Origin of the sequence: Mycobacterium sp. 852002-51961_SCH5331710 (assembly GCF_001665535.1) — a bacterium.
Classification (GTDB): domain Bacteria; phylum Actinomycetota; class Actinomycetes; order Mycobacteriales; family Mycobacteriaceae; genus Mycobacterium.
This window is the reverse complement of the sequence record NZ_LZSQ01000060.1, coordinates 1-665: the sequence shown is the minus strand read 5'-3', so window position 1 is coordinate 665 and position 665 is coordinate 1. Positions and strand designations below refer to the sequence as shown.

Annotated in this window: 1 protein-coding gene; it reads right to left on the bottom strand. The window is 64.2% G+C overall.

All coding sequences use genetic code 11. The features are described 5' to 3' along the window. A partial coding sequence (locus A5752_RS10165) for an AMP-binding protein (protein ID WP_156613758.1) occupies positions 1-665 on the bottom strand: 665 nt, incomplete at both ends.

Below are 665 nucleotides of genomic sequence, written 5' to 3'. Positions count from 1 at the left end.
GATCCGACCACCTCCTCGGGCACGACCACCAGTCGCCCGCCGTGCAACAGCGCGCCGAAGATCTCCCACACCGAAACGTCAAACGACAACGAATGCCACTGCGACCACACCGTCCCCGGACCGAAAGCCAGACCGGCGTCCGGTGAGTCGAACAACTGCGCCACATTGGCGTGAGTAACCGCGACTCCCTTGGGCACGCCAGTAGTGCCTGAGGTGTAGATGTAGTAAGCGATGTCGTCAGCGGCCGGCACCGGCAACACCGCGCCGAGTGCAGCATCGACAGCGACCTCATCGATGTCAGCGACATCGATGACCAGCAGACCGGTCCCGCCAACCAGATCGGCGAATCGGCTGGTGGTCACCGCGGCCACCGGCGCGGCATCGGCAACCATGAACTCGATACGCGCCGCCGGCAGCGCTGGATCAATCGGCACATACGCAGCCCCGGTCTTAAGGACCGCCAGCATCGCCGTAATCGCCTCAACCGACCGCGAAAACAGCAGCGCCACACACTGACCCGGGCCCGCCCCATGAGCGACCAACAGATGAGCCAACCGATTAGCCGCCTCATCAAGCTCGCCATAGGTCACCGAGCGGTCTTCACAACGCAGCGCCACCGCCTCCGAGGCGTTGGCCACCTGAGCAGCGAACAACTCCGGAATCGA